The 26,832-nt window shown below is 41.1% G+C and carries 24 protein-coding genes and 1 tRNA gene; 10 read left to right on the plus strand and 15 right to left on the minus strand.

Features of this window, described 5'->3' with window-relative positions:
* Window positions 1–183: 183 nt before the first annotated feature.
* The 7 genes from rplL to QL989_RS06630 all read right to left on the minus strand — a co-directional run bounded on the left by rplL (window position 184) and on the right by QL989_RS06630 (window position 3,937).
* Window positions 184–546 carry a 50S ribosomal protein L7/L12 gene (gene rplL / locus QL989_RS06600; RefSeq protein ID WP_008108465.1) on the minus strand — a complete coding sequence of 121 codons (363 nt, stop codon included), beginning with the start codon at window positions 544–546 and terminating at the stop codon, window positions 184–186.
* A gap of 74 nt (window positions 547–620) precedes the next feature.
* The gene (rplJ, locus tag QL989_RS06605) at window positions 621–1,115 is read right to left on the minus strand and encodes a 50S ribosomal protein L10 (protein WP_008108464.1); all 495 of its coding nucleotides are present in this window, start codon (window positions 1,113–1,115) and stop codon (window positions 621–623) included.
* A gap of 320 nt (window positions 1,116–1,435) precedes the next feature.
* Window positions 1,436–2,140, minus strand: a complete 705-nt coding sequence (gene rplA, locus QL989_RS06610) for a 50S ribosomal protein L1 (protein ID WP_010392122.1) — start codon at window positions 2,138–2,140, stop codon at window positions 1,436–1,438.
* A gap of 4 nt (window positions 2,141–2,144) precedes the next feature.
* Window positions 2,145–2,573 carry a 50S ribosomal protein L11 gene (rplK, locus tag QL989_RS06615; protein WP_008108462.1) on the minus strand — a complete coding sequence of 143 codons (429 nt, stop codon included), beginning with the start codon at window positions 2,571–2,573 and terminating at the stop codon, window positions 2,145–2,147.
* Window positions 2,574–2,789: 216 nt separating this feature from the next.
* Entirely contained in the window at window positions 2,790–3,347 is a 558-nt protein-coding gene (nusG, locus tag QL989_RS06620) for a transcription termination/antitermination protein NusG (protein ID WP_008108460.1), read from the minus strand.
* Between the two features lie 4 nt (window positions 3,348–3,351).
* Complete coding sequence (gene secE / locus QL989_RS06625; RefSeq protein ID WP_008468833.1) at window positions 3,352–3,729, minus strand: preprotein translocase subunit SecE; 378 nt, start codon at window positions 3,727–3,729, stop codon at window positions 3,352–3,354.
* A 131-nt stretch (window positions 3,730–3,860) separates the two neighbouring features.
* Window positions 3,861–3,937 (minus strand) — tRNA-Trp (locus QL989_RS06630).
* 166 nt (window positions 3,938–4,103) lie between these two features.
* Between QL989_RS06630 and QL989_RS06635 the strand changes: the two genes are divergently transcribed.
* Both QL989_RS06635 and QL989_RS06640 read left to right on the plus strand, forming a co-directional pair.
* Window positions 4,104–8,093 (plus strand): two-component regulator propeller domain-containing protein, encoded by a 3,990-nt coding sequence (locus QL989_RS06635; RefSeq protein ID WP_290169194.1) that lies wholly within the window; start codon window positions 4,104–4,106, stop codon window positions 8,091–8,093.
* Between the two features lie 132 nt (window positions 8,094–8,225).
* Entirely contained in the window at window positions 8,226–9,356 is a 1,131-nt protein-coding gene (locus tag QL989_RS06640) for a CsgG/HfaB family protein (protein ID WP_290169196.1), read from the plus strand.
* 53 nt (window positions 9,357–9,409) lie between these two features.
* On the opposite strand, the gene QL989_RS06645 is transcribed toward QL989_RS06640, so the two are convergent.
* On the minus strand, window positions 9,410–9,910 hold the full coding sequence (locus QL989_RS06645; protein ID WP_138606661.1) for a hypothetical protein: 501 nt from the start codon (window positions 9,908–9,910) through the stop codon (window positions 9,410–9,412).
* A complete protein-coding gene (deoC, locus tag QL989_RS06650) occupies window positions 9,894–10,646 on the minus strand; it encodes a deoxyribose-phosphate aldolase (protein ID WP_138570112.1) in 753 nt (250 codons plus the stop codon). The genes QL989_RS06645 and deoC overlap by 17 nt, the downstream gene beginning before the upstream one ends.
* Window positions 10,647–10,910: 264 nt before the next feature.
* On the opposite strand from deoC, the gene cysG reads away from it, so the two are divergent.
* From cysG to QL989_RS06690, 8 genes are all read left to right on the plus strand, one after another.
* Window positions 10,911–12,332 (plus strand): siroheme synthase CysG, encoded by a 1,422-nt coding sequence (cysG, locus tag QL989_RS06655; RefSeq protein WP_290169200.1) that lies wholly within the window; start codon window positions 10,911–10,913, stop codon window positions 12,330–12,332.
* A 43-nt stretch (window positions 12,333–12,375) separates the two neighbouring features.
* Window positions 12,376–13,275 (plus strand): sulfate adenylyltransferase subunit CysD, encoded by a 900-nt coding sequence (gene cysD / locus QL989_RS06660; protein ID WP_008108450.1) that lies wholly within the window; start codon window positions 12,376–12,378, stop codon window positions 13,273–13,275.
* Window positions 13,275–14,699, plus strand: coding sequence for a sulfate adenylyltransferase subunit CysN (gene cysN / locus QL989_RS06665; protein WP_290169205.1), 1,425 nt, complete (start codon window positions 13,275–13,277; stop codon window positions 14,697–14,699). Before cysD ends, cysN begins: the two co-directional genes overlap by 1 nt.
* 33 nt (window positions 14,700–14,732) lie before the next feature.
* A complete protein-coding gene (locus QL989_RS06670; RefSeq protein ID WP_290169207.1) occupies window positions 14,733–16,457 on the plus strand; it encodes an SLC13 family permease in 1,725 nt (574 codons plus the stop codon).
* Between the two features lie 33 nt (window positions 16,458–16,490).
* Entirely contained in the window at window positions 16,491–17,084 is a 594-nt protein-coding gene (gene cysC / locus QL989_RS06675; RefSeq protein ID WP_138623560.1) for an adenylyl-sulfate kinase, read from the plus strand.
* Between the two features lie 9 nt (window positions 17,085–17,093).
* On the plus strand, window positions 17,094–17,864 hold the full coding sequence (gene cysQ / locus QL989_RS06680; RefSeq protein ID WP_290169211.1) for a 3'(2'),5'-bisphosphate nucleotidase CysQ: 771 nt from the start codon (window positions 17,094–17,096) through the stop codon (window positions 17,862–17,864).
* 351 nt (window positions 17,865–18,215) lie between these two features.
* Entirely contained in the window at window positions 18,216–19,487 is a 1,272-nt protein-coding gene (locus QL989_RS06685; protein ID WP_198522409.1) for an aromatic amino acid transport family protein, read from the plus strand.
* 129 nt (window positions 19,488–19,616) lie between these two features.
* On the plus strand, window positions 19,617–20,954 hold the full coding sequence (locus tag QL989_RS06690) for a M24 family metallopeptidase (protein WP_290169214.1): 1,338 nt from the start codon (window positions 19,617–19,619) through the stop codon (window positions 20,952–20,954).
* A 63-nt stretch (window positions 20,955–21,017) separates the two neighbouring features.
* Here the strand turns inward: QL989_RS06690 and speD are convergent, their stop codons facing one another.
* The 6 genes from speD to QL989_RS06720 form a co-directional block, all read right to left on the minus strand.
* Window positions 21,018–21,830, minus strand: coding sequence for an adenosylmethionine decarboxylase (gene speD, locus QL989_RS06695; RefSeq protein WP_010392088.1), 813 nt, complete (start codon window positions 21,828–21,830; stop codon window positions 21,018–21,020).
* 87 nt (window positions 21,831–21,917) lie between these two features.
* Complete coding sequence (locus tag QL989_RS06700) at window positions 21,918–22,331, minus strand: OsmC family protein (protein WP_290169216.1); 414 nt, start codon at window positions 22,329–22,331, stop codon at window positions 21,918–21,920.
* 101 nt (window positions 22,332–22,432) lie between these two features.
* On the minus strand, window positions 22,433–22,771 hold the full coding sequence (locus QL989_RS06705; protein ID WP_138606677.1) for a DUF3802 family protein: 339 nt from the start codon (window positions 22,769–22,771) through the stop codon (window positions 22,433–22,435).
* A gap of 144 nt (window positions 22,772–22,915) precedes the next feature.
* Window positions 22,916–24,385 carry a succinylglutamate-semialdehyde dehydrogenase gene (gene astD / locus QL989_RS06710; RefSeq protein ID WP_178954633.1) on the minus strand — a complete coding sequence of 490 codons (1,470 nt, stop codon included), beginning with the start codon at window positions 24,383–24,385 and terminating at the stop codon, window positions 22,916–22,918.
* Window positions 24,386–24,400: 15 nt separating this feature from the next.
* On the minus strand, window positions 24,401–25,417 hold the full coding sequence (gene astA / locus QL989_RS06715; RefSeq protein WP_055012478.1) for an arginine N-succinyltransferase: 1,017 nt from the start codon (window positions 25,415–25,417) through the stop codon (window positions 24,401–24,403).
* An 84-nt stretch (window positions 25,418–25,501) separates the two neighbouring features.
* On the minus strand, window positions 25,502–26,707 hold the full coding sequence (locus tag QL989_RS06720; protein ID WP_290169221.1) for an aspartate aminotransferase family protein: 1,206 nt from the start codon (window positions 26,705–26,707) through the stop codon (window positions 25,502–25,504).
* Window positions 26,708–26,832: the final 125 nt, after the last annotated feature.

Below are 26,832 nucleotides of genomic sequence, written 5' to 3' on the forward strand. Positions count from 1 at the left end.
TAACTGTTGTTCCAACTTAATCCCACTTCAACACTAGCAAACTATAAAGCGTTGAAATTAAAGAATAAATCAGATTTTATTTGCGATATAAGAATAGTCGCTCTATAGCGCAAAAAGGCCGGTGATTAAATAATCACCAGCCCTTGCCTGATTTCTCAGGCAGCGAACCTAGCAAAAGCTAGATTACTTAACCTCAACTTCAGCACCAGCTTCTGTAAGGTCTTTAGCAAGAGCTTCAGCTTCTTCCTTAGAGATACCTTCTTTAACTGGAGTTGGAGCAGCTTCAACTAGAGCTTTAGCTTCTTTTAAGCCAAGACCAGTTGCGCCACGTACAGCTTTGATTGCCGCAACTTTATTAGCGCCAGCGCCAGTAAGGATTACGTCAAATTCTGTTTTCTCTTCAGCAGCTTCAGCAGCAGGACCTGCTACCATAGCAGCTGCAGCAGTTACGCCGAATTTTTCTTCCATTGCTTCAACTAGAGCAACAACGTCCATTACTGACATTTCAGCAATTGCGTCAAGGATTTGGTCTTTAGTTACAGACATTACAAATTTCCTAATAATTAACGGACTCTAAGGTCCAAATAAATTTACACCGAAAGGGATTAAACAGCTTAAAATTAAGCAGCTTGCTCTTCTTTCTGTACACGTACTGCTTCAATTGTTTTACACAATTTACCAGCAGACGCTTCTTTCATAGCGCTCATTAAGCGTGCAACAGCTTCGTCGTATGTAGGTAGAGTTGCAAGCATAGCTGCATCTACTACATTACCTTCAAAAGCGGCCGTTTTAAGCTCAAATTTCTCATTCTTTTTCGCGAAGTCTGAAAAGATACGCGCAGCAGCACCTGGGTGCTCTGATGAGAAAGCGATTAAGCTTGGACCAACAAATGAATCAGATAGGCATTCAAAGTCTGTTCCTTCAAGAGCACGTTTAGCTAGAGTGTTACGGACAACTTTCATCCAAACACCCGCTTCGCGAGCTTCTTTACGAAGGGCAGTGATTGCACCAACTGTTACACCACGAGAATCTGCAACTACTGCAGATAGAGCACCAGTGGCTGCTTCGTTGACTTCAGCAACAATTGCCTTTTTGCCTTGAAGATTTAAAGCCATGGGTGTTACTCCTGGTTTAATGGGTTACCGTACATCGGCTTCCCTGTTTTACTCTTCCCCATCAATAAAGATGGAGATGCTTTTTACGGCGAGAGCCAGAAGATTAGGAAAAATCTATCTGGGGATTCACACCGTCTACGTAGGTAATATTAAGGCCGAAGCCGCCTACGGTCTTGGACGGAAGCCCAATTTATCGCGTTGCCCGAAGGCGCTTCGAAATTATGGACTTCAACCCGAATTCTTTACTTTGCGATTAACTAAATTAATCAGCAAAATGGCGCAAAATTATAGTACAAATTTCACGCCATGTAAACACTCAATTAAGCAACAACTGTGCTTAAAGTGCCTTGGTCAACAGAAACACCTGCGCCCATTGTTGTAGAGATAGTTACTTTCTTCAAGTAAACACCTTTAGCTTGAGAAGGTTTAGCCTTCTTAAGCGCAACAATTAGAGCTTCAAGGTTTTGTTGTAACTGCTCAGCAGTGAAATCAACCTTACCAATAGTAGTATGGATGATACCATTTTTGTCATTGCGGTAACGCACTTGACCTGCTTTCGCATTTTTAACTGCTTCTGCAACGTTAGGTGTTACAGTACCAGTTTTAGGGTTTGGCATTAGACCACGTGGGCCTAAGATTTGACCTAGTTGACCAACAACACGCATAGCGTCTGGTGATGCAACAACAACGTCAAAATTCATCTCGCCTTTCTTAACTAGGTCAGCAAGATCTTCCATGCCTACTAATTCAGCACCGGCTTCTTTTGCAGCTTCTGCATTAGCGCCTTGAGTGAATACAGCAACACGAACGTCACGACCAGTACCGTTAGGTAGTACAGTAGCACCACGAACGTTTTGATCAGATTTACGAGCATCGATACCAAGGTTAACAGCAACGTCAACACTTTCTACGAATTTAGCTGTCGCTAATTCTTTTAAAAGAGCAACTGCTTCGTTAATTTCGTAATCTTTAGTTACTTCCACTTTTTCGCGGATAGTACGCATACGTTTAGTTAATTTAGCCATTATCTTAGTCCTCTACGTTCAAGCCCATCGCACGCGCAGAACCTGCGATAGTGCGAACCGCAGCTTCTAAATCAGAAGCTGTAAGGTCTGGTTTCTTTGTCTCAACGATTTCTTCAAGTTGAGCACGAGTTACTGTGCCTACTTTTTCAGTGTTAGGACGGCCTGAACCAGATTTGATACCTGCAGCTTTCTTAAGTAAGTAAGCAGCCGGTGGCGTTTTCATGTCAAACGTAAATGAACGGTCGCCGTAAACAGAGATCACTACAGGAACTGGAGCGCCTTTTTCGATAGATTCTGTACGTGCGTTGAACGCTTTACAGAATTCCATGATGTTTACACCGTGTTGACCTAGTGCTGGACCTACTGGAGGACTAGGGTTAGCCATACCAGCAGCAACTTGTAGCTTGATTAGAGCTTCAACTTTCTTAGCCATTATAAATACCTCATTAGGTGGGTCTTAGCCTTGTGCGCGCGAGGACGCGTACTCTAGCGGCTTCCCAGTTTAAAAATTGGTTTCTCACTTTCTGTAATCAGTTAAACAACCGTTTTCCCTGAATACAAAAAGGCCGCTGATTATAAGTTAATCAGCGGCCTTTTTCAAGCTTCGTGCCAAAAATTAAGGAATTTTTAACACAACGCTTTAAATCAATTACTTATCTTGTTCAACTTGACCAAATTCAAGTTCAACTGGCGTAGAACGACCAAAAATAAGTACAGACACTTTAACGCGGCTCTTTTCGTAGTCAACTTCTTCAACCACACCACTAAAGTCTGCAAATGGACCATCAGTAACACGAACCACTTCACCCGGCTCAAATAATGTTGCTGGTTTAGGCGCTTCTGCGTTCTCTTGTAGACGGTTAAGAATACGATCAGCTTCTTTGGTGCTAATAGGTGCTGGACGGTCTGATGTGCCACCAATAAAGCCCATAACACGTTCAGTGCTATTTACTAAGTGCCAGCTGGCATCATTCATATCCATTTGTACTAGTACGTAACCTGGGAAGAATTTACGCTCAGATTTACGCTTTTGACCAGCACGCATCTCTACTACTTCTTCAGTAGGAACTAATACTTCACCAAAGCTGTCTTCTAGACCTTTGATTTTAATATGCTCTAATAATGTTTGAGCAACACGCTTCTCATAACCTGAGAAAGCCTGTACTACGTACCAACGTAGTTTCTTTTCGTTATTCTCATCCGACATGGGATCAGATCTCCAATCCAGTTAAAAAGCCTACAGCGCGGAATAATATGCCATCTAATCCCCAAAGAATTAATGCCATAATCACTGTTGCAACCATTACGATTAATGTCGTGTGCGTTGTTTCTTGACGCGTTGGCCAAACTACTTTACGAACTTCAATACGTGCTTCTTTTGCAAAAGCTAGGAAGGTACGTCCTTTTTCAGTTACTGCTGCGATGCCTAAACCAGCTGCAACGGCAACAACAACACCAATAGCACGCAATAATACAGACTGATCTGCATACATATAATTACCAACTACTGCGCCTGCAAGTAGCGCAATTGCCACAAGCCACTTTACCGCATCCATCCCACTTGATGGTGTTTCCACATTCGTGCTCATAATATTATTACCTTAACTACAGACACAACAACCCTGCACTTCGACAGGGTTAATCCATTAAAATCTAAACTTAAAAACAAGCTTACTTAAACCGATTTTTAGTTCTAGACTTTACTCACTTTGTAAAAAGTTGGCAGGGGCGGAGAGATTCGAACTCCCAACCGTCGGTTTTGGAGACCGCTGTTCTACCAATTGGAACTACGCCCCTGCAAAGTGGATGCCTATTATACTTACGCAATTCATTAACACAAGAGTAAAAAGATACCCATAACTTAAAATCTCACTGGCGGCTGTAAAAAATCAAACTTAACATTATTCAAAAAGCAGTTTATGATTGTTTCAATTTTAGGAATACTGCCTGCACAAGGAAGCCCGTGCCTTTACTTCAAACCCTATTCAAAACCCTCATTTTGAGTATTTTTTGCTTGTTTCATAGCATGCTTATTGCCCGCCCTATTCACTTAGATACATTTTCGAGTGAACAAGGATTATCGCAAAATTCCATTACATGCAGCATCACTGATGAACAAGGATTTCATTGGTTTGCAACACAAGGCGGTCTTAATCGCTTTGATGGTTATGAGTTTAAACGCTTCAAGTCTCACCCTACTGAGGCTAGTATTTCAGGAAATTGGGTCACCGATTGTCTTACTGGCGGCCCTCATGCTATCTGGTTTTCTACAGCCAGTAATGGTTTAAACTTACTTGATACTCAAACCGGTCAATTTAAGGTTTTTAATACGCAAACTGAGTTGGCGATTACTGATAACCGTATATGGTCACTGGCGTCAGATAACCTAAATAATATTTGGTTAGGCCATGAACATGGAAAGTTAACACGATTAAATATAGTCAATAATGAAGTTGAGTCATTTAGCTATAATAGCCCCGAGCAAGCAAATACCGTAATACAAGATATCGTAATAGATGCTCAACAGAATATCTGGTTAGCGACCAACGAGGGATTAATTAAATTTAACCCAGAGCTAAAAACGTTTAAACACATAGCAAAGAGCCATAAGAATTTATGGCGGTTACACTTAAATACACAAGGGCAGCTATTACTAGCAAGCAAACAAGGCCTTAGCCTATTTATTCCAACAACAGAGGCTTTTGCGGAGTTTGCTCAATTTACAGATGTATGGATCACCGATATATTAATTGACGACACCGATACCTTGTGGCTTACAAGTTATGGAAAAGGTTTATTTTACAAAACAGAGCAAAGTACATCTAAAAATAACTTTGAGCACATACCGCACAATAAACAGCAACTAAATGGGCTTGCTAATGATTACCTTTTGTCACTTTATCAAGATCAGTTCGGTATCATTTGGATTGGTACTGATGGCTATGGCTTGCAACGTTATGATAAAAAGCAAAATCAATTTTCGCATCAACAGCATTTGAGCGATGATGAGACTACCATTAGTCATAATTTTGTTCGCGCTCTACTTAAAGATTCACAAGGTCAGTTATGGGTTGGTACGCGTGATGGCTTAAACAAACAAACCGACACTGGCTTTAAGCGCTATAAAGTTAACTCAAAATTGCAAAGCGGCCTTACTAATAATAATGTATTTAGCCTGCATGAAGATAACCAACAGCGACTTTGGATTGGTACCTATGGCGGTGGGTTACTGCAATACAATCCAGCTGAAGATAATTTTATTGCCTATACAACGCAAAGTCATCAACTTAGCAGCGATCGTGTTTATGCGATAACGAGCGATCCTAAAGGTAATTTATGGCTAGGTAGCAACCAAGGTTTAACACGCTTTAATCCCGACACCTTAGAGGTTCAACATTACAAGCACGACGACTCAGTAAATAGCCTTGCTAACAATACCGTATTTACCGTGCTCTATGATCACAATGCGAACGGATTATGGGTCGGGACGCGTGCAGGTTTAGACTATCTAAGTATGGCGGATGAATCATTTACTCATTACCCCTCGGATCAGACATCGCAAACTGGTTTAAGCCATAATATGGTCACCTCTTTGCACTTGCAAAATAACGATACCCTATGGGTGGGTACCTTTGGTGGTTTAAACCGCCTTGATAAAAAAACACAAAAAATCTCTTACATTACTGAACATGATGGATTACTAAACGATAATATTTTTGCTATTAAAGATGATAGTAAAGGCCACTTATGGCTAAGCAGTAACCAAGGGCTCACTCGCTATAATCCCACGAATCAAGCTATGCAGCATTTTTTACCTCGTGACGGCGTGCAGCATAATTCGTTTATTTTAGGTGCCGCTTTTCAAGCAGCTGATGGCGAGCTATTTTTTGGCGGAATCAATGGCTTTAATCAGTTTAACCCTAGTAAACTGCTATTGAGTACTTCAGCCCCAACCCCAGTGTTAACTGAGCTATTAATTTATAACCAAGCAAGTTCAACAAAAAACTATCTAACAGATCAAAAACAGCCAGCAAAACTAATAAATCATACTAAAAAACTCTCTTTTCCAACTAGCCAAGGGGTCATTGGCTTTAAATATTCCGCCGTTAATAATGCCTCATCTGCTAATCAATACCAGTATGCTTACAAGCTAAGTGGTTTAGATAAGCAATTTATCTATACCGATGCAAGCCAACGACAAGTTAACTATTCACAGCTAAGTGCAGGTGACTATCAATTACAATTAAAAGTTAGCGATCAATACGGGCAATGGAGCAAAGTTCACACTATGCTAGAGCTGACAGTAACGCCTCCTTGGTGGCAAACGAAATTGGCGTATGCGGCTTATTTTATAATAGCTTTGATTATTACATGGTTAATTTTAGCGTCACGCTATCGAGCTAAAACCGCAGAGCAACTCATTCAACAAGAAAGAAAGCTTACTCAACTAAAGACCCAATTTTTAGATAATATTAGCCATGAACTTAAAACGCCACTGAGCTTAATTTTAGCGCCAGTAGAAAACTTACAACAGCAACAACTCGGTACTCAAGCGCAACATCAAGTTTCTATAATTAAACGCAACGGGCACCGTCTGCTTAATTTAATCAATGAGCTATTACAGCTCAGTCAGCGCCCAAGTGCGACTATAGAGTATGTATCTGCTTATTCTATAAGCCCTTTTATAGCACAAATAGTAGACGACTTTACTATTTTGTTTACTCAAAAAAATATTAGTTTTTCCTTTAAAGACAATACGCAACGTCCTAGTTATATAAATTTAGAAACTAAGCATACTTTATCTATTATTGATAATTTATTGACCAATGCACTTAAATACACCCCATCAGATGGAACCGTTAACCTAACGCTTTCTAACACAAACAATAATGTTGTTATAACGGTATCTGATACTGGTATTGGTATCGAAGAACACCAGCAAGCGCTTATTTTTGAACGTTTTACTCGTGTTGCAACACACAACCAAACAGGCACTGGTATAGGTCTCGCGCTGGTTAAGCAGCTTGTAGAGCAATACGGTGGGCAAATTTCATTAGTTAGTAAAATCAACAAGGGAAGTTGCTTCACAGTCACTTTGCCATTATGTGAATCAGATAACTTATTAACGGATAAACAACTATCACCCTCTCAAACTATGCCGCTAAAAAACAACAAAAAACTACTCATTGTTGAAGATAACGAAGAAATGCGTGAGTTACTGGTTTCATTGTTTAGTGATGACTACACCTGTCTGAGCGCTAATAATGGAGAAGAAGGGCTTTTACTGTGCCAAACTCAAATGCCCGATTTGGTGCTCAGTGATGTGATGATGCCAACGATGGATGGATATCAACTTCTAAGCGCTATTCGCTCAGACATTTCGATAAACCATATTCCTGTTTTATTACTCTCTGCCAAAGCAGACAGCAATAGCCGTATAAAAGGGCTTGATTTACTGGCCGATGACTACCTGTGTAAACCCTTTGAAGCATCATTATTAAAGAGTCGGATTCATGGCTTATTAGGTATCCGTGATGCGTTAAATAAACACTTAGTTAAACAGTTATCAGCTCAAGTACATGCTGTGACCTTAGATGCGCAAATAGAGCAAAATAAAGATTACACATTTACAGAACGCTTAAAAACAATCTTGCGCGACAATTATCAAAATGAACTGTTTAGCGTCGAAGAGTTTGCCAGTGCAATGTGTTTGAGCCCTCGTGCACTGCAATTAAAAATGAAAGCACTTTTTGACATTACACCCAGTGATTACATTCGCAATACCCGCCTAGAATATGCAGCAAAATTATTAGCTGATAGCGACTTAACCATAGGTTTAGTTGCAGATAATACCGGCTTTAGTTCTCAAAGTTACTTTGCTCGTTGCTTTAAAGCCAAATATACAGTGACACCTAAACAATATAGAGAAGCACAAACATGCAAAAGTAATTAGCTTCGCATCTGTACTCAAAGCTTTCGCCTGAGTACTATTTTTAAGCTACTGATTTATTTAAATTAACCTTAATTAGCCATTGCTAAAAAATAACTACAAATGTAATTAAGTAGATAAATTAAGGAAAATTATATGCTCTCATCCATACAAAAAACGCTACTTGCCACAGCATTGATAACAAGCTTAAGCGCATGTCAAAGCACTTCAACCAACGTCACTTCAAATAAAAATTCACCTGACATTAATGAAGTAAGTAAACAAAAATACAATGGCCCTAAAGCACGTATCGCCGTGGCGCGTTTCACTGATAAATCAAATAACTCAAGGTGGTGGCGAAAAGAAATTGGTGAAGGTATGGCAGATCAACTTACCACCGCCCTTGTTGGCACTAATCGCTTTATTGTATTAGAACGCCAAGCACTAGACGCTGTGCTTTCGGAGCAAGATTTAGCAGTATCGGGCAGAGTGAGTGCACAATCGGGTGCAGCGTATGGCGAAATTGAAGGCGCTGAGATTGTAGTCGTTGCAGCGGTTACTGAGTTTGATGATGACAGTTCAGGTGCAAGTGTTGGTTCGGGCGGTTTTATTGGTGATGTGTTTAGCTCTGTTTCAGCTGGCTTTTCTGGATCGCATATGGCTATTGACCTAAGGTTAATTGATACGCGCACTTCACGTATTTTAGCTGCAACTAGTGTTGAAGGCGGTAGTAAAGATTTTAACTTTACCAGCGCAGCAACAAACTTTGGTGGCGCACTGGTTGGAGGGAGTCTTAGTGGTTGGTCAGATACACCAAAAGAAAAAGCACTACGTGAAGTAATAATTAAAGCCGTTGAGTTTTTAGAAACTAAAATCCCAGACACCTATTATCGCTATAACCAAAACAACACGCTTGCTGCAGGCTATACAGCACCACCACCGCCAAAGGTCGCTAGTAAAAAAGCAGCACCTGCTGCTGTCGCTGTCGATGTGCCGAATCATAGAATGCCACATTATGAAAAAATGGACTTAGCAATGTCTCGTATGAACTTGGTTTGCTTAGGCTATTTAAAAAACCAACCTGATTATGAAGAATTTGAGACTGAAGACGTAAAATACGACCGTCAAACTGTATTAGCACTACGCGAATATCAACAAGAAAAGAGCTTAAAAGTAACAGGCCTTGCCGATGAAACAACAAAGAAATCTTTAGATGACACAAAATGTTTAGCTAAAACTCAAAAATCAGGGCTTGAAAGCTTAGGCAGCATGTTTCAATTTAACTAAGCAACCAACACAATTCATTTAAATCAAAAAAAGCGGCTATCCCCTAGCCGCTTTTAATCTACTCGTAATAACTCACCGCGATAAAAATCACACAGTAACCATATTTGCTCAAATTGATGGGTATTTGGAAAAACTATTGTTTTTATTGCCGCTTCAAAGTCGCTCTTATGCCAAATAGTGCTAGCGTTACGAATTAGCAACCAGGTACGTTTTGAGTAATAACGCTTAGTCGCTTTTTGTTTAAGCAATCGTCCTAATGCTGATTGCAGTCGGTTTTCACTGGGCTGTTGTGCCATGTCAGCTAAATCACGTTGCATATGTATTGATAATGGCCGACCTAACACGGCCATTGCTTCGGTTTCGCTGGCATATAAATGCGCTACTTCTATATCGAGTTGCTCATTTTCTTGATAACAACTTACATCGGGTCTATTTGGTTTATTATGCCAAATGTGGCGCATATGAATACCGGTTTGCTGCTCATAGCAACGCAAAAACAACTTAGCTGCATCGTGCTCTAGCTGTTGTTTTTCGGCATCACTGCTGCGCTTCATGCAATACCTTATAAACGTCATTTAAAAGCGAGGAAGCGCCAAACCTAAATGTCTCTGGTGCTAAATATTCATGCCCCATAATCTCAGTTGTTAGCTGCAAATAAGCATTGGCATCACCTGTCGTTTTCACACCGCCTGCGGCCTTAAAACCAACTGGTTTTGATGACTTTTTGATGGCATTAAGCATAATTTCAGTTGCTTCAAGCGTGGCGTTAACCGCGACTTTACCGGTGCTGGTTTTTACAAAATCAGCTCCCCCTTGAATAGCAAGCTCGGTTGCTTGAGCAATAAGCGCAGGTGTTTTTAGCTCACCGCTTTCAATAATCACTTTAAGTTTAGCGCGACTACCACATGCTTTTTTACTTTCACTCACGTATTCCAGTACTGTATCGGCTTCGCCTTTTATAAGTGCTTTATAAGGAATGACTAAGTCAATTTCATCGGCCCCACGCTCTATGGCTATTAGTGTTTCATTAAGCACTTCATTAAGTGGCGCATCACCTGTAGGAAAGTTGGTTACTGTGGCCACTTTTACATGACTCAATAGCCGATTAGCGAGCGCTATTTTTGCATCATCTACAAATTCACTAAACACACAAACTGCAGCGGGTATGCCTAATTTAGAATCAATACTGTTTACTAATGCATTAATACTAGCTTGATTATCATCGGTGTTTAAACTGGTTAAATCCATTAAACTAACAACTAGCATGGCGTTTTGAGTATTATTTGTCATTTTATGCCCATGAAATTTTAAAAACCTTAAACTATATAAGCATCATAGCTTAATCTTGCTATAGCTCATAACCAAACACTATAAGCGCGTTTTTTATACCAAACAGCACCCTGACCCTTACTAAATAAGATTTAGACCTAAAAAACACAGTTTATATAACTTTTGAGTATATCAACTAAGATTTAATTATTTTTTACTTATCAATAGCCGCTATATTCTGCCTTTGTGTTAAACACTTTATTATCTTTTTAGGGGCGTTACTCAGTGCAATATTTACCTATCTTTACCAAACTCGACAACAAACCAGTATTGGTGGTTGGCGGTGGAGAAGTTGCCTTGCGAAAATGCCGCGCGTTCTTAAAAGCGCGTGCTGCAGTAACCTTAGTTGCCCCGTGGTTTTGTGATGAATTAAAAGAACATGCGCACAACAATGAAGTTACTTTAATAGATGCCTATTTTGAAGAGTCACATCTTGATGGCAAAATTTTGATTATTGCCGCCACCGACAATGATGAAGTTAATAATACAGTTTTTGAACTCGCCAATGCACGTAATGTTTTTGTGAACGTGGTGGATGATCAACCTAAATGTACGTTTATTTTTCCCTCTATTGTTGATCGCAACCCAATTACTATTGCGATTTCAAGTGCAGGTACCGCACCGGTATTAGCAAGACGTTTACGTGAAAAACTCGAAACACTTATTCCACAGCATATTGGCCCTCTCGCCAACTTAGTTGGTGGCTTTCGCCATAAAGTAAAACAGCGCTTTAAACACTTTGCCGATCGTCGCCAATTTTGGGAAGGCGTGTTTGATTCATCAGTAGTGAGTAAAGTCCAAACCGGTGATACCCATGGCGCTGAGCAACAACTAGAGCAAATGCTAGATGCCAAAGTAGAGCCTGAAGGTGAAGTATACGTAGTCGGTGCAGGCCCAGGCGACCCAGAGCTACTCACCCTAAAAGCATTGCAGCTAATGCAACAAGCCGACGTGGTGGTATATGATTACTTGGTTTCTGATGAAATCATGGAATTAGTGCGCCGCGATGCCGATTTAATTTGTGTGGGTAAGCGCTTAGGCGATCATAGCGTAGCCCAAGAAGACACTAATAAGATGCTAGTTGATTTAGCGCAACAAGGTAAAAAAGTATGTCGTATTAAAGGCGGCGACCCATTTATTTATGGTCGTGGTGGCGAAGAAGTACAAGTACTGGCAGCCAATAACGTAAATTACCAAATAGTGCCAGGTATAACGGCAGCCGCAGGCTGTAGTGCCTATGCAGGTATTCCTTTGACGCATCGCGATCATGCTCAAGCTATTCAATTTGTTACTGGTCACTGTAAAAAGGAAGGCCAAGAGCTTAATTGGCAGTCGCTTGCACAAAAAAACCAAACACTGGCTATTTATATGGGGGTGATTAAATCGCCGCATATTCAAGCCGAGCTATTAAAACATGGGCGAGAAGCAACAACACCAGTGGCAATTATTGAAAACGGCACACGTAAAAATCAACGCGTAGTTACCGGACAGTTAGACCAATTAGCACAGCTAATTGAACAATATGATATTATTTCACCGGCATTACTCATTATTGGTGAAGTGGCCTCACTACATGACCAATTACACTGGTTTGGTGAAAAAGCGCAGATCAGTAGCTTTGCTCAACCACTGACAGACGTAGCGTAATTTAACAGATTTTAATTTAATCATTTTAGTAGGACGACCAACAATGGCTTTAACTCACCTTCAGCAACTTGAAGCTGAAAGTATCAAAATCATGCGCGAAGTCGCCGCTGAGTTTGAGAACCCAGTTATGCTTTACTCAATCGGTAAAGACTCATCGGTACTTTTGCATTTAGCACGTAAAGCATTTTACCCTGCAAAAATTCCGTTTCCGTTATTACACGTAGACACCAACTGGAAGTTTCGTGAAATGATTGAGTTTCGCGACCGTTTAGCTAAAGAGTACGGCTTTGATTTAATCGTACACAAAAACCCTGAAGGCATCGAAATGGGTGTAGGCCCATTCACGCATGGTTCGGGTAAACATACCGATATCATGAAAACTCAAGGGCTAAAGCAAGCGCTGAATAAATACGGTTTTGATGCCGCATTTGGTGGCGCACGTCGTGATGAAGAGAAATCACGCGCCAAAGAGCGTGTTTACTCATTTCGTGATAAACACCATCGCTGGGATCCTAAAAACCAACGCCCTGAGCTTTGGAATACCTATAACAGCCAAGTGAACCCAGGTGAAAGCATTCGTGTATTCCCACTATCTAACTGGACTGAACTAGATATTTGGCAATACATTTATCAAGAAAACATCGAAATGGTGCCACTGTATCTTGCTAAAGAGCGCCCTGTGGTAGAGCGCGATGGCACGCTAATTATGGTTGATGACGATCGCATGCCGCTTAATGAAGGTGAAGTACCGCAAATGAAGTCGGTTCGCTTTAGAACATTAGGCTGTTACCCGCTGACTGGTGCAGTTGAATCTACAGCCAGCAATCTAACCGAAATTATTGAAGAAATGCTGCTTTCATCGTCATCTGAACGTGAAGGTCGAGTGATCGATCATGACTCAGCAGGCTCAATGGAGAAGAAAAAACGTGAGGGGTATTTCTAATGTCTAACCTAAATAACGATACATTTAACGAAGTAAAAGAAATTGGTATAGACGCTTACCTAGCACGTCAACAAGATAAAAGCTTATTGCGTATGCTGACTTGTGGCAGTGTGGATGACGGTAAATCAACCTTAATTGGCCGCCTACTGCACGATAGTCACCAAATTTATGAAGATCAGCTAGCCGCGCTTCATAAAGATAACGAAAAAGTGGGTAACGCCGGTGAAGATCTTGATTTAGCATTGTTAGTAGATGGCCTACAAGCTGAGCGTGAGCAAGGTATAACAATTGACGTAGCGTACCGTTATTTCTCAACCGCTAAGCGTAAATTTATTATTGCCGACACCCCAGGGCATGAGCAGTACACCCGAAACATGGTTACCGGTGCTTCAACCAGTGATGTTGCCATTATTTTAGTGGATGCGCGCTATGGCGTGCAGGTACAAACTAAGCGTCATAGTTTTATTTGTGACTCATTAGGTATTAAGCAGTTTGTGGTTGCGGTTAACAAAATGGATATTGTTGATTTTGATGAAACCGTTTATGAAAAAATTAAAGCCGATTATTTAAAATTTGCCAAGCAACTTAACGTATCAAACATTAAGTTTGTGCCTATGTCGGCACTTAAAGGCGATAACGTAGTAACCCGCTCTGCACATACTCCTTATTACACCGACAAGCCGTTGCTTGAGCTGTTAGAAGACTCACCAGCCGCTGAAATCGACACTGGTTTTGAAGCGCGTCTTCCGGTGCAATACGTGGTGCGCCCTAATCTAAACTTCCGTGGCTTTCAAGGCACGCTTACATCGGGTAAATTACGTGTAGGTGATGAGGTGAAGGTACTGCCTTCAGGTAAAAAATCACATATTAAAGAAATTGTTACTTTTGATGGCAACCTCGACACCGCCGAGGCAGGCCAAGCAATTACAGTGACACTTAATACTGAAATAGATATTAGCCGAGGGGACGTTATTGTACCTGCGAATTCGCAAGCGCAAGTAACTAACCAATTACAGGCTAAAATTGTGTGGATGCACGAGTCACCATTGGTGCTCGGTAAAAGTTACAACCTTAAACTTGGCAGCAAAAACACCTCGGCAATGGTCACAAAAATTGACCACACAATTGATGTAAACACGTTAGAGCATGGCAGTGCAGATTCATTGCAGTTAAACGAAATTGCAATTGTGACACTGGAGCTAACCGAGACTATTTTAGCCGATCAGTACCATCATAATCACGAAACCGGTTCGTTTATTCTTATTGACCGCTTATCAAACTTAACGGTTGCAGCAGGAATGATAGAACAGGTACTGCAAAGTGAAGAAAACGCAGGACAATTCAGCGACTTTGAAGTTGAATTTAACGCCCTCGTACGCAAGCACTTCCCGCATTGGCAAGCGCTTGATATTTCAAAGCTATAACGTTAATGAACGCCTGTTAGGAACATTTAAAGCATGGTAGAACAGCTCATTTTAACAGGCATTATGTTGCTTTTAGTCGGGTGCCTGTTTGGCACCCGTATTAATCCTGCATGGTTATTTGTTAGTGCCATAGGCACCAGCTACCTAACCGGGCTAATAGATTTAGAAAGCATGCTGGTTAATTACACTAACTCATCATTAATTACTTTAGTGTTATTAATTTTAGTGTCGATAGCGATAGAAAAAACCACGCTTATTCAACGCTTAGCCAAATCGTTATCCAGTGGTAGTTTAGTTAAGTCAGTAACTAAATTAGGGCTGTCTACCGCCTTTTTATCGTCGTTTACTAATAATACCGCGGTAGTTGCCTCATTAATTACCGCCATAAAGGATAACCCAAATCACTCCCCTTCAAAGCTATTGCTGCCCTTGTCGTACACCGCGATTTTAGGGGGTACTATTACGCTTATTGGCACCTCTACTAACTTAATCGTAAATGGCTTTGCAGTAGATGCGGGCATGGCGCCACTGGGCTTTTTTGATTTTACCTTGGTGGGTTTGGGCGCACTTAGTGTGGGCTTAATTACTATTTTGGTGATGCTAAAATGCCTGCCTGACAATGGTAAAAATAGCCAAGAGGTGGTGCCTTTTTATCTAGAAGGGAAAGTGCAAACTGGCTCAAAGTTAATAAATTGTACTGTAGAGGAAAACGGTTTACGCGATCTAAAAGACTTGTTTTTGGCTGAAATTATTCGTGACGGCAACCGAATTTGCGCCGTGACCCCCCAACATATTATTCAACAAGACGACATACTGCTGTTTGTGGGCGACATAAAGTCAGTACCTTTGCTTACTCGCTTTGATGGCTTAAAAGTGGTGCACGACAAACACGAAAAAGACATTGAACACCTCGTTGAAGTTGTCGTTAGCCAATCGTCTAAGTTAATTGGCAAAACGGTAAAAGAAGCCCGCTTTAGAGAGCAATTTCATGCAGCCGTTATTGCTATTCGCCGTGGGCATGACCGCTTACAAGGCGGGCTTGGACAAGTGCGATTACAAGCGGGTGACTCATTAATTCTTGCCCCTGGTAAAAGCTTTTATGACTTAACTAACTTAAAACGCGAGTTTGTGTATATTTCAGGGCTTGATTTACAAACCCACCTAGGTGCAAAGCAATCAAATATTGTATTGTTAAGCTTTGCGGGTGTGCTGGGATTAAGTATTTTAGGTGCAGTACCGCTGGTTAAAGGCTTGTTAGTGTTTCTTATTGGCCTAATGCTGTGTGGTACTATTAAGCTAAGCGAAATAAAGCGCCGTTTTCCTATTGAGTTACTTGCTGTCGTGGGCAGTGCCATAGGTTTAGCTAAGCTGATGATAGGCACCGGCCTTGCTGGGCAAATATCAGACGCCATGTTTGTAGTGCTGGGCGACTTTGGCCCTTATGGCGCGTTTATCGCTATCTTTTTAATGACCGTATTATTCACCGAATTAATCACCAATAATGCCGCAGCAGCGCTATCGTTCCCGGTTGCCTACTCACTAGCCATTGGCTTTAACGTAGAACCTTTGCCGTTTATTATGGCAGTTGCATTTGGCGCTTCAGCCAGCTTTATTTCACCTTTTGGTTATCAAACTAACCTGATGGTTTATAGCGCAGGTAACTATCGACTTAAAGACTATGTAATGATGGGGCTACCGCTTTCTATTATTTATTCAATTACCGTACTAACTTTGATCCCGCTGGTATTTCCGTTTTAATGCCCGCGCTTATAGCATAAAGAGACACAGCAAATGGATAACAATATTGTTTGGCATAATTACGCCACTACTAAAATGCAGCGCAGTGAACAAAAAAATCATAAGAGCGCTATTATATGGTTTACTGGTTTTTCTGGCTCAGGTAAAAGCACCGTTGCGAATGCACTAGAAGCAGCACTCAATCAGCAAGGCGCACACACCTATTTACTTGATGGCGACAATGTACGCCATGGTTTATGTAAAGATTTAGGCTTTAGTGATGCCGATCGCGTTGAGAATATCCGCCGCGTAGGCGAAACCGCCAAGCTAATGGTTGATGCTGGTTTGTTAGTCCTTACTGCGTTTATATCTCCTTTTAAAGCTGAGCGCGACATGGTTCGTGAGTTAGTTGATGAGGGTGAATTTATCGAAGTATTCATCGACACCCCTCTTGAGGTGTGTGAAAGTCGCGACCCAAAAGGCTTATATAAAAAGGCACGCGCCGGTGAAATTAAACACTTTACTGGGATTGATTCAATTTACCAGCCGCCGGTTAATCCTGAAATAATTTTAGATACCAGTAAAAACACCCTAGACCAATCGGTAGCTCAACTGATAACGTATCTAAAACATCAGCATATACTATAGGCCCATGTAATGAACCAAACTGAACTGCTAGAAGAAACCCTTATTCTCGCTCGCGAAGCGGGAAGCGCGATTATGGGTATTTACAACAAAGACTTTAACGTTGAATACAAAGCTGATGAAAGCCCCGTAACCGACGCCGACTTAGCAGCTCATAAAATCATTAGTGCAGGGATCAAAAAGCTCACTCCGGACATTCCTGTATTGAGTGAAGAAAGTGCAGATATTGGTTGGGACGTACGCCAAACATGGAACAGCTATTGGCTGGTTGACCCAATTGATGGCACCAAAGAATTTATTAAAAAGAACGGCGAGTTTACCGTTAATATTGCCCTAATCGAAAACGGCAAACCAGTTTTAGCTGTGGTTGATGCCCCTGCGCTAGGTGTATCGTACATAGCCGCCGAAGCCATTGGTGCTTTTAAAGACAAAGGCGATGAGCGCATCGAGCTTAAAGTTACCACCAAACCTAACAAAGGCCTTATTCGTGTTGTAGGCAGTCGCTCGCACCCCTCCCCTGATTTAGCTGAATTTGTAAAACGCTTTGATGAGGTTGAAATGGTGTCAAAAGGCAGCTCACTCAAACTGTGTTTAGTCGCCGAGGGCAGTGCCGACATTTACCCACGCTTAGGCCCAACCTGTGAATGGGATACCGGCGCAGGCCATGCCATTGCCGAAATAGCCGGCGCTAAAGTAACTAAGCTCGATGGCAGCCCGCTTATTTATAACACTAAAGATGAGTACTTAAACCCATATTTTGTAGTGAGTGCGATAGAAGAGTAAAGCGCTACGGGCTGCGGGTTACGGGCTTAGTGTCGCGAGCAGCTCAATGGCAATTTAAACACCGTAGGTTGGGTTGAGTGGAACGAAACCCAACAAGCACTTCCCACTTTAACAAATACATATAAATATATTCTCCACACTCTTAACTCAAAAAAGTGAACATTATTCACGCATTTCGCAGCATATTCCTGCACTAACTGCGCAGCTTTTAAACACTGTTTCATATTCGTGACAGTCAGTAACTAATACGCTACAACAAATTTATATCCAAGACATAAAAACACATGAAATGTGTGGTTAAAAACTATATTCTTCGGCGCAATTATTATGATAAATAATGGATATACACACATGACAACATCTCAAGGTGCAACGCTTTCAAATGCACCAGCACAAGACGCACACACGTCTAAGTCAAAATGGAACCTGCACGATACGCAGTGGACACTGAGCCTTTTTGGCACCGCAGTAGGTGCTGGTATTTTATTTTTACCGATTAATATTGGTATTGGTGGTTTTTGGCCACTGATTATTATGGCGTGTTTAGCCTTTCCAATGACCTTTTTAGCGCACCGTGGTTTGGCGCGTTTTGTATTATCATCAAAAAATAAAGAGGCTGATTTTACCGATGTAGTAGAAGAACACTTTGGCGTAAACGCGGGTCGACTGATCTCCTTATTATACTTTTTATCAATTTTTCCTATTTTGCTTATTTACGGTGTGGGTTTAACCAATACCGTAGACAGCTTTATGGTCAATCAGTTAGGAATGGAGTCGCCGTCACGCGTTGCTTTATCGGGTATTTTAGTTGCGCTTATGATTGGCTTAATGATGGGCGGTGAACGCTTAATGCTGCGCGCCTTTGCAATTTTAGTGTACCCGCTAGTGGGTATTTTATTCTTTTTGTCTTTGTATTTAATCCCAAGCTGGCAAATGCCCGATACAGCTTTGCCTGAGCTAGGTAGCTTTAGTAAAACACTTTGGTTATCGATTCCTATTATTGTGTTTTCATTTAGCCATGCAGCGGCTATTTCAAGCTTTGTTAATAAACAACGTAGCCATTACGGTGACCTAGCAACCTCTAAGTCAGAAGCGATTTTAAAGCGTACTAGCTTATTACTGATCACCTTTGTTTTGTTATTTGTTTTCTCATGCGTGTTATCGCTTACCGGCGACCAAATGGCTGAAGCAAAAGCGGCAAACGTCTCTGTTTTATCTTATTTGGCTAATATTACAGAAAACTCATTCATTGCAACGCTGGGACCTTTGGTTGCCTTTATTGCGATTATGTCGTCGTTTTTAGGTCATTTTTTAGGGGCACGCGAAAGCTTTACTGGGTTAGTGACTAAACACTCAAGCATGAGCCCTAAAGTGGCTGACAAAGTTGGTGCGGTACTGATGTTTTTCGCTATTTGGTTCTGCGCGGTTAAAAACCCAAGCATACTAGATATGATGGATCAGTTATCAGGCCCAATCATTGCGATGATTTTATTCATTATGCCAATGATTGCAGTTTACAAAGTGCCTAGCTTACAAAAGTACCGTAATCGTTTAAGTACCTTATTTGTACTGGCTGTCGGTTCATTAGCAGTTTGTGCGTTACTGTACAGCATGCTTAGCTAAGCAGTATTTATTACAAAAGCCCAGTATTTTGCTGGGCTTTTTTGTGTCTACGGTTTATCGCAAATGATTTGTTTATATTATTGTTTGTGCAATGTTAGCTTATATATTCGTCTAAAAAATAAGCCAGCCATGCAAAATAATAAATACGTTTTTTTACTCACTTTTATACTCATACTATTTAGCCCTGACATTAAAGCTGCTGAGCCCCCTACTATTCTATCAATGAAAGAAAGGGCTGCGTTTATCGATAGCATTACCGAAAAACGTATTAAGACTTTATTACCCACATTAATGCAGCAACACAGTATAGATATGTGGCTAATGATAAGCCGCGAATATAATGAAGACCCGATATTAAAAACCATGCTGCCTGCTACATGGCTCTCGGCAAGGCGCACCACTATTTTATTATTTGCAGTTAACAAACAAGGCGGTGTTGACGCCTTTGCAATTGCGCCTTACAAAATAGGGAGTGTTTTTAAAAAGGCCTGGGATAAGCAAGCACAGCCTAATCAGTGGCAAGCGCTCAATACGATTATTGAGCAATACCAACCGCGAAATATTGCTCTCAACACATCTACAGATTGGGCACATGCCGATGGGCTAGTGCTTGGCGATTACACCACTTTAATGGCCAACTTACCTGCGACATATAAAAATAAAATAACCTCAGCCGAGCCGCTGGCTGTTGCGTGGTTAGAGCAACGCATTCCAGAAGAAGTAGAAATGTACAAACACATTGTTGCTATTGCCCATTCTATTATTGCTGATGGATTCTCCGGTAATACTATTACCGTTGGAGAGACAACCAGCGACGATTTAGTGTGGTGGTTTAGAGAGCGCGTAAGGGAGCTTAAGCTACAAACGTGGTTTCACCCTAGTATTGCAATACAACGCGCCGACAGTAAATCGTTCGACCACGAAGACAGCTTTACCAACGGCTATGCCGATAATGTTATTCAAGCCGGCGACTTATTACATGTCGATTTTGGTATTAATTATTTGCGTTTAAATACCGACACTCAACAACACGCTTATGTTTTAAAACCAGACGAAACAAAAGCTCCCGATTACCTTGTTGATGCGTTAAAAAAGGGCAATAAGCTACAAGACATTTTTACAGCTGAATTTACAGCTGGTAAAACAGGTAATCAGGTATTAAAAGCCGCCCGCGAAAAAGCCATTGCACAGGGGTTAAAGCCCACTATTTATACTCACCCGCTCGGCTATCATGGTCATGCAGCTGGCACTACATTAGGTATGTGGGATGCTCAGCAAGGTGTACCGGGAGATGGCGATTACCCGTTGCATTTAAACACGGCGTACTCGATTGAGCTTAACAATGCGGTGTTTATAAAACCGTGGAATAAAGAAATAAGAATAATGCTTGAAGAAGATGCTATGTTTGATAAAACCGGTGTGTGGTACCTCAATGGCCGACAAACCCAGTTATTACTTGTTAAGTAGCATTAAACAACACATACAAAAATGGCGCTCAATGAGCGCCATTTTTATTTAATCCAATTGCTATTATTCTGTATCTGGCAGGTTACGGCCATAGAATATTTCTTGCATTTCACGTGTTAGCTTTGAGCGAATCTCTTCTTCTTCGTCATCTGACAAATCATCAGTAGATAAACCAAATAAATACGTATTTAAATCGGTTTCTTTTAACATCATTTTGGTATGGAACAGGTTTTCTTGATACACGTTCACGTCCATCATTTGGTACGCTTCTTTGGTATCTTCTGTCATGAAGTTTTGAATCGAATTAATTGCATGGTCAATGTAATGTTTAACGCCGTTTACATCACGGGTAAAACCACGTACACGGTAATCAATCGTTACCACATCAGACTCAAGGCTATGAATTAAGAAGTTTAACGCTTTAAGCGGTGAGATAATGCCACAGGTTGATACTTCAATATCCGCACGGAAAGTACAAATACCATCATCTGGGTGTGCTTCAGGGTATGTGTGAACACAAATGTGGCTTTTATCAAGGTGTGCAACCACTGAGTCAGGTAATGGCCCTGGTGCTTCGTCAGCATCATAGTTTTGCTGCTCTTCTACAGGCTCTTCTGAAACTAAAATAGTTACACTGGCACCTTGTGGCTCATAATCTTGACGTGCAACATTTAAAATATTGGCACCAATAATATCAACCACATCACCTAAAATGTCGGTTAGTCTATCTGCACTATACTGCTCATCGATATATTCTATATATTCTTTACGTTGTTGCTCTGTTTTTGCATAGCAAATATCGTAAATACTAAAGCTTAGGCTTTTAGTTAAATTATTAAAGCCATGAAGTTTAAGTTTATCGAAGGGTTTGTTCATATAAACCAACCTATAAATTAGTGAAATCTGCACCTGCAGAATGAAAAGTTCGCGGATTTTATACGAATTTCACTCACGGAAAAAGCGTTATTTTCCCTGATCTTCAACAACTTCATGGCTATGGGTAATTTCTACTGTTTTATCAAGCATTAATGCAACTGAGCAATACTTTTCGGCAGAAAGCGAAACCGCTCGCTCTAGGTGTTTTTCAGACACATTCTTACCAGTTACAACAAAGTGTAAATTAATTTTAGTGAACACGCGCGGGGCTGTTTCAGCTCGTTCAGCAGTTAATTGCACATCAACGGATGAGAAGTCTTGCTTGGTTTTTTTTAAAATACTTACCACATCAACCGATGAACAGCCACCGATAGACATAAGCACCATTTCCATTGGGCTTGGTGCTGCTCCGTCACTACCCGCATCAAATACCACATTATGATTACTATTAGAGCGGCCTATATAGGTATTACCTTCAACCCATTTTACATTTGCTTGCATTGTTTTATCTCATTAGTTTAATTTTGCATTCATTACACGCAGGCTCTCACGCGCATTTAAATTAAATAGCGAATAAAGCGTGGTTTTTAAAGGGGGAAATATTAATTAATAGCGTTATCAAATAAGTTTTTAACTAGTCCAGCAAACTCGTCAATAAAAGCATGCTGTTCTACTGTAACGGTGTGAGAGGTCACACTACTAAGTACTTCTTGTAAATCGTAAACAATACCATCAACCTCACGCACAATTTGACTGCGTTGCTCTGTAGAAAGGTCTGGGTGTTGTTGACAAATGCGTATGACATTTTCGGCAATTACATCTTCAATTAACTCAATAACGGTTGGCGCACCTGGCTTTATTTCACCTGTCTTTTCAAACAACGCTAAGTTCTGAGTTAGGTACATTATTAAATCATCGTACCCTTGCCTGTTTAAAACCATCGTTTATTTACCTCAAAAATACTGATTACTTAATTTAAGCAGAAAGCACTGATAATTGCTAGCTCTGTAAGGTTGCAATACAAAAAAAGCAGCCGAAGCTGCTTTTATACTAATTAAGTCGTACTTAACTAACGTTCAGAGTACTTAATCTATTTTTAAGCCTGGGCTTAATGTTGCTGGCATGGTTACTTTTTCAAGTTCCACAGAAGCAACAGGGTATGCACAGTAATCGGCAGCGTAATAAGCGCTCGCTCTGTGATTACCTGAGGCACCAATACCACCAAACGGCGCAGCACTTGAGGCGCCTGTAATTGGACGGTTCCAGTTAACAATACCCGCACGAATACGACGTAAGAAATGATCGTAATCAGCTTGGTTATCACTTAATAAACCTGCTGATAAACCAAAGCTAGTGTCGTTTGCTTTATCAATTGCTTGGTCAAAGTCATCAAAGCGGAATACTTTTAAAAGTGGACCAAAATGCTCTTCATCTGGGAAGTCATTAATATTAGTACACTCAATAATACCTGGTGTAACAAAACCGGTGTTAGCTGTATGCTCAAGCTCAACTAACACGTCACCACCCATGGCTTTTAACTCGTCTTGCGCTTTAACCATACCTGCAGCAGCGGCCGCTGAGATCATTGAACCCATAAATGGTTGATCAGCGTCGTCGTAGTTACCAACTTTAATTGCTTTAGTCGCTGTAATTAAGCGCGCTAAAATTTCATCGCCTTTAGCGCCTGTTGGTAAAAACAATTTACGCGCACAGGTACAACGTTGGCCGCTTGAGATAAACGCAGATTGCACAATATCGTGCACTACAGCAAGAGTATCTTCTGCATCTTTAACGATTAGCGGATTATTACCACCCATTTCAAGCGCTAAAATTTTACCTGGTTGACCTGCGAACTGTTCATGTAAAATATGACCCGTACGTGAAGATCCAGTAAAGAATAAACCATCAATGCCTTTGTGTGACGCCAATGCTTTACCTGTTTCTACTTCACCTTGAACTAGGTTAATTACCCCAGCTGGTAAACCGGCTTTTTCCCATAGTTTAAGGGTTAGCTCAGCCACCATAGGTGTAAGTTCAGATGGTTTAAATACCACAGTATTACCGGCTAAAAGTGCAGGTACAATGTGGCCATTTGGTAAGTGCCCTGGGAAGTTGTAAGGACCAAATACAGCAACAACACCATGTGGCTTATGACGGATCATCGCACGACCTTGCGGCATAGCGTTTTCAACATCACCAGTACGCTCTAAAAATGCTTTTTCAGCAATGGCAATTTTACCTACCATGGCGCCCGCTTCAGTACGTGTTTCCCAAAGTGGTTTACCTGTTTCTTGTGCAATAGCAACCGCTAGATCTTCGCTGTGCTCTTTTAATGTTGCAGCAAAGGTTTTTACAATCTCTAAACGCTCGCTAAAGCTTTTATCAGCCCAACTGTAAAATGCTTCACGTGCTGATGCTACAGCGCTATCTACTTGCTCTGCGCTTGCAGCTGATGCCTGCCAAATAACGTCGTTATTTGCAGGATTAACTGAGTTAAATTCTGTGCCTTGGCCTTGCGACCATTGACCATTAATAAATTGTGCAGGATGAGTCATATACTTTCTCCTAAATTAAACTGGGGTAGCAGTAACAAAGTCGCCCGATTTTAAATGTAATGCATCAGCAAGTTCTTGCGTAAGCACAAGGCTGTTTGAACGTGAATCAAATGCCATAGGAACAACGGTTGCTCTAAAGTCTTCAAGCTTATCATTGGCTAGCAATACCATGGTATCACCTGTCATTTCGCCAATTTCAACACTAAAGTTTTGTGCATTACGTACAGTAGCAATGTTATCTACTTTTGCTTCAACGGTTGGGCCTGCATCAAAAATGTCGACGTAACCATTAAAAGTAAAGCCTTCACTTTTTAATAACTGAATAGCTGGGCGCGTATTATCGTGTACTTGACCAATAACCGCTTGCGCTTCTTTACTCAATAAGTTGACGTAAATTGGGTATTTAGGCATTAACTCAGCAATAAACACTTTTTGGCCAATTCCCGTCAGATAATCTGCGGTTGGAAAATCCATTGAGAAAAAGTGCTCTTCAAGCCACTGCCAAAACGGGCTACTGCCGTTTTCGTCAGATACGCCACGCATTTCTGCGATAACGGTTTGTGCAAAGCGTTGCTGGTGCTGTTTTATAAACATAAAGCGTGCTTTTGAAAGCAGCTTACCGTTACAATTTTTACGATAACCGTCCTTTAAAAACAGCGTACACAGCTCTGTAGCCCCAGTGTAGTCATTACAAAGGGTGAGAATATCTACCGCTTTATATACATCTAGCGTGCGCGAAGAGTGAATCACTTTACTCAAATGATAGTGATAAAATGCGTCATCTAAGCCAACTGCCGCTTCAATACCTGAAGTACCAACTACTTCACCAGTTTCAGTATCTTCAAGAACAAATAAGTACCCTTCATCACCAGGTTGTGACGTGGTTTTTGTAAATGAATTAACTGAATGTGCAATCTTCTTTTGTAATAACTCTTCATTATTAGGTAAAGAAGTAAAGCCATGTCCCGACTCGTCGGCAATGGTTACTAAAGCTGCATAATCACTTTTTTGGATTGGGCGAAGGATCATCATGAATCCGCTTACTCCCTTATATATAACGGTAAATAGGAACTGCAGGGCAAACAATGTTTGCCCTTAGAGAAGTTGAATTAGCGATTACGCGTTTACAACGTGGGCTACAGCTTTTTCAAAGCGTGCCATACCTTCGCGAATATCAGCTTCTGGTATTACTAAAGATGGAGTGAAACGAACCACATCAGCACCCGCTACAAGTGACATTAAGCCATGCTCAGTACCTGCAACTAAAAACTCTTTAGCGCGCCCTTTGTACTGCTCATTAACTACGGCACCGATTAATAAACCTTGGCCACGAATTTCACTAAATACATGGTAATTTTCGTTAATCGCATTAAGTAGCTCGGTAAATAACGCCGCTTTTGCTTTAACGCCCGCTAATACTTCTGGATTGTTCACTGTATCAAATGCGGCTTCTGCAACTGCACAGGCTAGTGGGTTACCGCCGTAAGTAGAACCATGAGTACCTACTTTAAGATGCTGTGCAATCTCAGTGGTTGTTAGCATAGCGCCAATTGGAAAACCGCCACCCAGTGCTTTTGCTGAAGTTAAAATGTCAGGTACTACGTTTAAGCCTTGGTATGCGTATAGCTCACCCGTACGACCAACACCTGATTGCACTTCATCAAAAATAAGCAATGCATTGTGCTTAGTACATAAATCACGAACGCCTTGAGCAAATTCGTCAGTTGGTGAGATAATACCGCCTTCGCCTTGAATTGGCTCCATCATTACTGCACAGGTGTTATCGCTAATCAACGCTTCAAATGCGGCAAGGTCATTGTAGTCACAATGAACAATGTCGCCTGGCTTAGGACCAAAACCGTCAGAGTAAGCCGCTTGACCGCCTACAGTAACCGTGAAGAAAGTACGACCGTGGAAACCTTTATTAAAGGCGATAATTTGCGACTTCTCTGCGCCAAATTTATCAAGCGCAAAACGACGCGCTAATTTAAGTGCCGCTTCGTTTGCTTCTGCGCCTGAGTTTGCAAAGTAAACTTTTTCTGCAAAAGTCGCATCAACCATTTTTTTAGCTAAGCGAAGTGCTGGCTCATTAGTCATTACATTTGATAAATGCCAAATTTTTTCGCCCTGCTCTTTTAATGCACCCACTAATGCAGGATGGCAATGGCCAAGACAGTTAACGGCAATACCACCAGCAAAGTCGATAAACTCTCGTCCTTGTTGATCCCATACACGAGAGCCTTCGCCTCGAACTGGAATTACGCTTGAAGGTGCGTAGTTAGGAACCATTACGTGATCAAATAATTCGCGATTGACTGTCATTTTATTTCCTCTTAATTGTGTGCATCACAAAGCAGTAGAATAGGGGTGTGATTATTGTTAATAACCAAATGTGTCGGCAAAAAATAATAGCTGTATATTTGCCTGAAACTACGTTGTGGTTCAAT

Origin of the sequence: Pseudoalteromonas sp. APC 3224, assembly GCF_030407535.1 — a bacterium.
Taxonomy (GTDB): domain Bacteria; phylum Pseudomonadota; class Gammaproteobacteria; order Enterobacterales; family Alteromonadaceae; genus Pseudoalteromonas.

Bases quoted from the DNA above. Each gene is read 5' to 3' on its own strand.
- rplL (WP_008108465.1), bottom strand. From the start codon at position 546: ATGTCTGTAACTAAAGACCAAATCCTTGACGCAATTGCTGAAATGTCA.
- rplJ (WP_008108464.1), bottom strand. From the start codon at position 1,115: ATGGCTTTAAATCTTCAAGGCAAAAAGGCAATTGTTGCTGAAGTCAAC.
- rplA (WP_010392122.1), bottom strand. From the start codon at position 2,140: ATGGCTAAATTAACTAAACGTATGCGTACTATCCGCGAAAAAGTGGAA.
- rplK (WP_008108462.1), bottom strand. From the start codon at position 2,573: ATGGCTAAGAAAGTTGAAGCTCTAATCAAGCTACAAGTTGCTGCTGGT.
- nusG (WP_008108460.1), bottom strand. From the start codon at position 3,347: ATGTCGGATGAGAATAACGAAAAGAAACTACGTTGGTACGTAGTACAG.
- secE (WP_008468833.1), bottom strand. From the start codon at position 3,729: ATGAGCACGAATGTGGAAACACCATCAAGTGGGATGGATGCGGTAAAG.
- QL989_RS06640 (WP_290169196.1), top strand. From the start codon at position 8,226: ATGCTCTCATCCATACAAAAAACGCTACTTGCCACAGCATTGATAACA.
- QL989_RS06645 (WP_138606661.1), bottom strand. From the start codon at position 9,910: ATGAAGCGCAGCAGTGATGCCGAAAAACAACAGCTAGAGCACGATGCA.
- deoC (WP_138570112.1), bottom strand. From the start codon at position 10,646: ATGACAAATAATACTCAAAACGCCATGCTAGTTGTTAGTTTAATGGAT.
- cysD (WP_008108450.1), top strand. From the start codon at position 12,376: ATGGCTTTAACTCACCTTCAGCAACTTGAAGCTGAAAGTATCAAAATC.
- cysN (WP_290169205.1), top strand. From the start codon at position 13,275: ATGTCTAACCTAAATAACGATACATTTAACGAAGTAAAAGAAATTGGT.
- QL989_RS06670 (WP_290169207.1), top strand. From the start codon at position 14,733: ATGGTAGAACAGCTCATTTTAACAGGCATTATGTTGCTTTTAGTCGGG.
- cysC (WP_138623560.1), top strand. From the start codon at position 16,491: ATGGATAACAATATTGTTTGGCATAATTACGCCACTACTAAAATGCAG.
- cysQ (WP_290169211.1), top strand. From the start codon at position 17,094: ATGAACCAAACTGAACTGCTAGAAGAAACCCTTATTCTCGCTCGCGAA.
- QL989_RS06685 (WP_198522409.1), top strand. From the start codon at position 18,216: ATGACAACATCTCAAGGTGCAACGCTTTCAAATGCACCAGCACAAGAC.
- QL989_RS06690 (WP_290169214.1), top strand. From the start codon at position 19,617: ATGCAAAATAATAAATACGTTTTTTTACTCACTTTTATACTCATACTA.
- speD (WP_010392088.1), bottom strand. From the start codon at position 21,830: ATGAACAAACCCTTCGATAAACTTAAACTTCATGGCTTTAATAATTTA.
- QL989_RS06700 (WP_290169216.1), bottom strand. From the start codon at position 22,331: ATGCAAGCAAATGTAAAATGGGTTGAAGGTAATACCTATATAGGCCGC.
- QL989_RS06705 (WP_138606677.1), bottom strand. From the start codon at position 22,771: ATGGTTTTAAACAGGCAAGGGTACGATGATTTAATAATGTACCTAACT.
- astD (WP_178954633.1), bottom strand. From the start codon at position 24,385: ATGACTCATCCTGCACAATTTATTAATGGTCAATGGTCGCAAGGCCAA.
- astA (WP_055012478.1), bottom strand. From the start codon at position 25,417: ATGATGATCCTTCGCCCAATCCAAAAAAGTGATTATGCAGCTTTAGTA.
- QL989_RS06720 (WP_290169221.1), bottom strand. From the start codon at position 26,707: ATGACAGTCAATCGCGAATTATTTGATCACGTAATGGTTCCTAACTAC.